This window comes from Methylosinus sp., from assembly GCF_036560965.1.
Lineage (GTDB): Bacteria > Pseudomonadota > Alphaproteobacteria > Rhizobiales > Beijerinckiaceae > Methylosinus.
In genome coordinates, this window is the sequence record NZ_DATBQF010000009.1 from 1 (window position 1) to 4,672 (window position 4,672).

Sequence of the window (4,672 nt, forward strand, 5' to 3'; positions counted from 1 at the left end):
CAAGAACTGCGGAGAGAGCCGTGTTTGGAAATGTCAACTACACCATCAAAAGCGAACTATCGCGTTCCACTCGGAGCGCGAGCAAGAGCACAGAAAACTCGGTCGAACTGAAAGAATTTGGGCGAGACCGCTGCTCGACGAGCTTTCTCGGCGTACCGCCAGCGTGTGACCAGTGCGATTTTCAAGGCTGTTTCCTACGCCGACGTGGGCGACGAAGCGTGAGGCGCTGAGGAGACATACACAGTATACCGAGCTTATATAAGTCTGCCAATCCAATAGACTTGCGCGCAGCGCCCGTAGTAGAATTTTTTTCTACATTTAATATCATTGATAATTGCTGGCCACGACGATAGTAGTGAGCAGCGGCGGGATGCCTCTCGTCGCTATATTTTTCGATGACGGCCGACGTTCTTGGTCGCCCGCGCGGTTCGAGCCGCGCCGACGCCGGGCGCTTCGTTCAACCGCTCCGAGGAATGATCCAATGACCACCGAACCCGAAGTCCGACGGACGCTGAGCGAATCTGCGGCCCGCCAGCTCGCCAATGCGACCAAGACAAGAGCGCAGTGGTCGGGCGTCACGCCGCGCTGGCTCGTGTCCTTTCTGCCCTGGACGCCCGTCGAAGCCGGCATCTACCGGCTGAACCGCGTCAAGGAGGAAGGAGCCCTCACCGACGCCGACGTGACCTGCAGCCCGGCCCGCGACCGCGACGCCGATCTGCCGGAGACCTTCGTCGATTACGAGGATCATCCGCGCGAATATTCGATGAATGCGGTCACCACCGTGCTCGACGTGCAGACCCGCGTCTCCGACCTCTACAGCCATCCTTACGATCAGATTCAGGAGCAGGTCCGCCTGCTCACCGAGAAGGTCAAGGAGAGGCAGGAGAGCGAGCTCATCAACAACGCCGAATACGGCCTGCTCGCCAATGCGCATCCGTCCATGAAGATCAGGACGCGGACGGGCGCGCCGACGCCGGACGATCTCGACGAGCTCATCGCCAAGGTCTGGAAGGAGCCGGCCTTCTTCCTCGCGCATCCGCGCGCCATCGCGGCCTTCGGTCGCGAATGCACCCGCCGCGGCGTGCCGCCGCCGACCGTCACTCTGTTCGGCTCGCCCTTCATCACCTGGCGCGGCCTGCCTTTGGTGCCGAGCGACAAGCTGTTCATCGACGAGAGCGGCAAGACCAACATATTGCTGCTGCGCACCGGCGAGAAGAAGCAGGGCGTGATCGGCCTGTTCCAGCCGGGCATTCCGGGCGAGGTGGCGCCGAGCCTTTCGGTGCGCTTCATGGGCATCAACCGCAAGGCCATCGCCTCCTATCTCATCTCGCTCTATTGCTCGGCCGCCGTGCTGACGCATGACGCGCTCGGCGTGCTCGAGGGCGTCGAGGTGGGCAAGTTCCACGATTACGGCGACAAATACATCTGATCCTTCGGCACAGAGCCGCTCGCGCCGGCGGAAATCCGCCGCCGGCGCGCTTTTTCCGAACTGTTCGAGAGAGAGCGATCATGTCTTCTGCGCCGTCCAATTCCGCGGCCTTCGGCGCCACTGCGCCGGATACGCCCTCCGAGGAGACGCTGACGCGCCATGGAGCGCCGGCCTTTCCCGATCCGGCGATGATCGCCCGCCTCGCCAACGCTTTTTTCCAGGCCTCGCCGCAGGCTTCGTCCGGAGAGTCTCCGGCGACGCTCTCTCCCGGCGCGCCCGTCGCGCCACCGATGCAGCCCGAGGCGCCGGCGCCCTCCATCGTCACCAGCGTCGCGCCTTATGCGCCGGCGCGGGCGCCCGTGGGGCCGCCGGACGTTCCGCCGACGACGATTCCCTCCATCGCGCCGACGCCCAATCTCTCCGCGCCCTCGGCGCCGGCCGGCTTGCAGCCGGCGGTCCCGCCCTATGGGCTCTCGGATGTTCCGCAGCCGGGCGCTTCCGCCGGCGCCTTCGAGCCGGGAAGCCCTTCGGCGGCGGCGATCGATTATTCCGCCATTCCCAGCACGCTGGCGCAATATGGCGGCGCCGCGCCCGTGCAGGCGCCGGCGCCCTATGGCGGTTATGATCCCGACTCCGTTCCGGGCGGCGTGAAGGCCGCCCCGGCCGACAATCTCTATTTCCTGCATGAGCGCGCGCCCGCGGTGGCGCCGGGCTCCGTTCCCGCGGACCCGTCGCTCTCGCTCGTCGACCGCTATGATGCGGATGTCGCGCCGTCGCCCGCCGTCGCCACCCCCGATGCGGCGCCGGAGAGCTTCGCCTATTCCAGCCCCTCGGCGGCCGATCCGCATCGCGTGTCGGATGCGTTCGCGCTGGGGACGCCAAATGTCGCGCTGCCGGAAATCTCCGGCCAGGAGCGCAGCTTGGCGCCCGGCGCCGCCGGTCCCGCGGCGACCGATTCTCTCTATTTCGTCGATCGCGCCGGCGCCGTCCCCGCCGCGCCGAAGACGGCTCCGCAAGAGCCGCAGGGCTATGCGCCGCAGCTCGCCGCCAGCGCGCCGGCGAGCCGGGCGGCTTTCGACCCCTATGCGGTGAAGCGCGACTTCCCCATCCTGCAACAGCAGGTGCATGGCAAGCCGCTGGTGTGGCTGGACAATGCCGCGACGACGCAAAAGCCGCAGGCCGTCATCGACCGTCTTGCGCATTTCTACGAATATGAGAATTCCAACATTCATCGCGCCGCCCACGCGCTGGCGGCGCGCTCGACCGACGCCTATGAGGCGGCGCGCGAGAAGGTGCGCCGCTTTCTTAAGGCGCCTTCGGTCAAGGACATCATCTTCGTGCGCGGCGCGACCGAGGCGATCAATCTCGTCGCCCAGGCCTGGGGCCGGCGCAATGTGCAAGCGGGGGACGAGATCGTCGTCTCCTGGCTCGAGCATCACGCCAATATCGTTCCCTGGCAGCAGCTGTGCGCCGAGAAGGGCGCGCGTCTGCGCGTCGCGCCGGTGGACGATCGCGGTCAGATCATCCTCGAGGAATATGAGAAGCTGCTGAACCCCAAGACGCGAATCGTCTCGGTGACGCAGGTCTCCAATGCGCTCGGCACGGTGACGCCGGTGCGCGAGATCACGGCCATGGCCCATCGCCATGGCGCGCGCGTGCTCATCGACGGCGCGCAATCGGTCTCGCATATGCCAGTGGACGTTCAGTCGATCGACTGCGACTTCTTCGTCTTCTCCGGCCACAAGGTGTTCGGACCGACGGGCATCGGCGTCGTCTACGGCAAGGACGATGTGTTGGCCGACATGCCGCCCTGGCAGGGCGGCGGCAATATGATCGCCGACGTCACCTTCGAGAAGACCATCTATCAAGGCCCGCCGGAGCGCTTCGAGGCGGGCACCGGCAATATCGCCGACGCCGTCGGCCTCGGCGCTGCGCTCGACTATGTCGAATCGATCGGCATGGAGGTGATCGCCCGCTACGAGCACGACCTCCTTCTCTACGCCACGGAGAAGATGCGCATCGTCCCCGGGCTGACATTCATCGGCACGGCGGCGGAGAAGGCGAGCGTGCTCTCCTTCGTGCTCGACGGCCATCGCACGCAGGATGTCGGCAAGGCGCTGGACCGGGAGGGGATCGCCGTGCGCGCCGGCCATCATTGCGCGCAGCCGATCCTGCGCCGGTTCGACCTCGAGGCGACCGTGCGGCCGTCGCTGGCCTTCTATAATACATGCGCCGACGTCGACGCCCTCGTCGCGGCGCTGCTGCGCTTGCAGAGCGGCCGTGGGGCGTACCTCGGCGCCCCGAAATGACTCGATTTCGCGTTCGTTGACTTCGTTCTAGCGCACTCTTAGTCTATTTGTTTTATAGACGGAGATCGCGCTTGCTGACGAAAAAGGGCAAATACGGCCTCAAGGCCATGGCGCATCTCGCACGCTTTGCGCCCGGGCGGCCGGTGACGGTCGCCGAGATCGCGACTGGCCAGAATATTCCCAAGAAATTCCTCGATGCGATCCTCGGCGAATTGCGCAACAGCGGCTATGTTGTATCGAAGATGGGCAAAGGCGGCGGATATGCTCTCGCCCGTCCGGCCGCCGGGATCATCGTCGGCGACATTATTCGCGCGCTCGACGGCCCATTGGCTCCACTCCCCTGCGCCAGCCAGACGAGCTACCGTCCTTGCGACGATTGCGGCGACGTCGATCGCTGCCAGATCCGGCTCCTCATGCAGGAGGCGCGGCAGGCGCTATCCGCCGTGCTCGACAATTACACATTGGAGCAAGCCTGCGCATTGGGCGAGACCATCCCGCTCTGCTACGAAATTTGAGCGCGCCGCGACGCCGCTTCCGCGACCACCGACGCGCTTTGACAGGATATCGGGAGTCGCGCCACGCTCGAATCGGTCGACTGATTCGATAACCGCAGGCTATTGGAGCCGATCGGCAACATCCCGCCTGCCGCAGCCGAAGCGCGCTACTCTGCGCAGCTCGAGGAGCCGGCCATCGGGGCGTGGCTCGAACGAAATGGCCCGGCAATGCCGGGGCGGCTCACACGGACAAGCTGGCGATCGCGCTGCGCGGGCATCTTGCCGCGATGCTACGATTTGCGTAAGCGCCGTTTTTGCGCCATAGATTTTTCGGGTTCGGAAGGATTTTCGGATGTGAGATTCTTCTGAGGGACAGCCATGTCTCTGGAAGGATCCGAAGATGAGCGAGAATGCGACGATCGATTTTGGCGCAGGATTTG

The 4,672-nt window shown here is 65.0% G+C and carries 4 protein-coding genes and 1 pseudogene; 4 read left to right on the top strand and 1 reads right to left on the bottom strand.

Annotated elements, in window-relative coordinates; genetic code table 11:
- Positions 1–481 precede the first annotated feature (481 nt).
- From VIF40_RS02355 to VIF40_RS02370, 4 genes and pseudogenes are all read left to right on the top strand, one after another.
- Entirely contained in the window at positions 482–1,429 is a 948-nt protein-coding gene (locus VIF40_RS02355; RefSeq protein ID WP_331935918.1) for a family 2A encapsulin nanocompartment shell protein, read from the top strand.
- 80 nt (positions 1,430–1,509) lie between these two features.
- Complete coding sequence (locus VIF40_RS02360) at positions 1,510–3,738, top strand: family 2A encapsulin nanocompartment cargo protein cysteine desulfurase (RefSeq protein WP_331935919.1); 2,229 nt, start codon at positions 1,510–1,512, stop codon at positions 3,736–3,738.
- 71 nt (positions 3,739–3,809) lie between these two features.
- Positions 3,810–4,253, top strand: coding sequence for an Rrf2 family transcriptional regulator (locus VIF40_RS02365; protein ID WP_331935920.1), 444 nt, complete (start codon positions 3,810–3,812; stop codon positions 4,251–4,253).
- A 60-nt stretch (positions 4,254–4,313) separates the two neighbouring features.
- Positions 4,314–4,436, top strand: a pseudogene (locus VIF40_RS02370) (IS3 family transposase); the annotation flags it as partial.
- A gap of 37 nt (positions 4,437–4,473) precedes the next feature.
- On the opposite strand, the gene VIF40_RS02375 reads toward VIF40_RS02370, so the two are convergent.
- On the bottom strand, positions 4,474–4,672 hold a 199-nt coding region (locus tag VIF40_RS02375), incomplete at its 5' end, for a hypothetical protein (RefSeq protein WP_331935921.1).

Coding starts and splice junctions, on each gene's coding strand:
- VIF40_RS02355 (WP_331935918.1), top strand. CDS start 482: ATGACCACCGAACCCGAAGTCCGACGGACGCTGAGCGAATCTGCGGCC.
- VIF40_RS02360 (WP_331935919.1), top strand. CDS start 1,510: ATGTCTTCTGCGCCGTCCAATTCCGCGGCCTTCGGCGCCACTGCGCCG.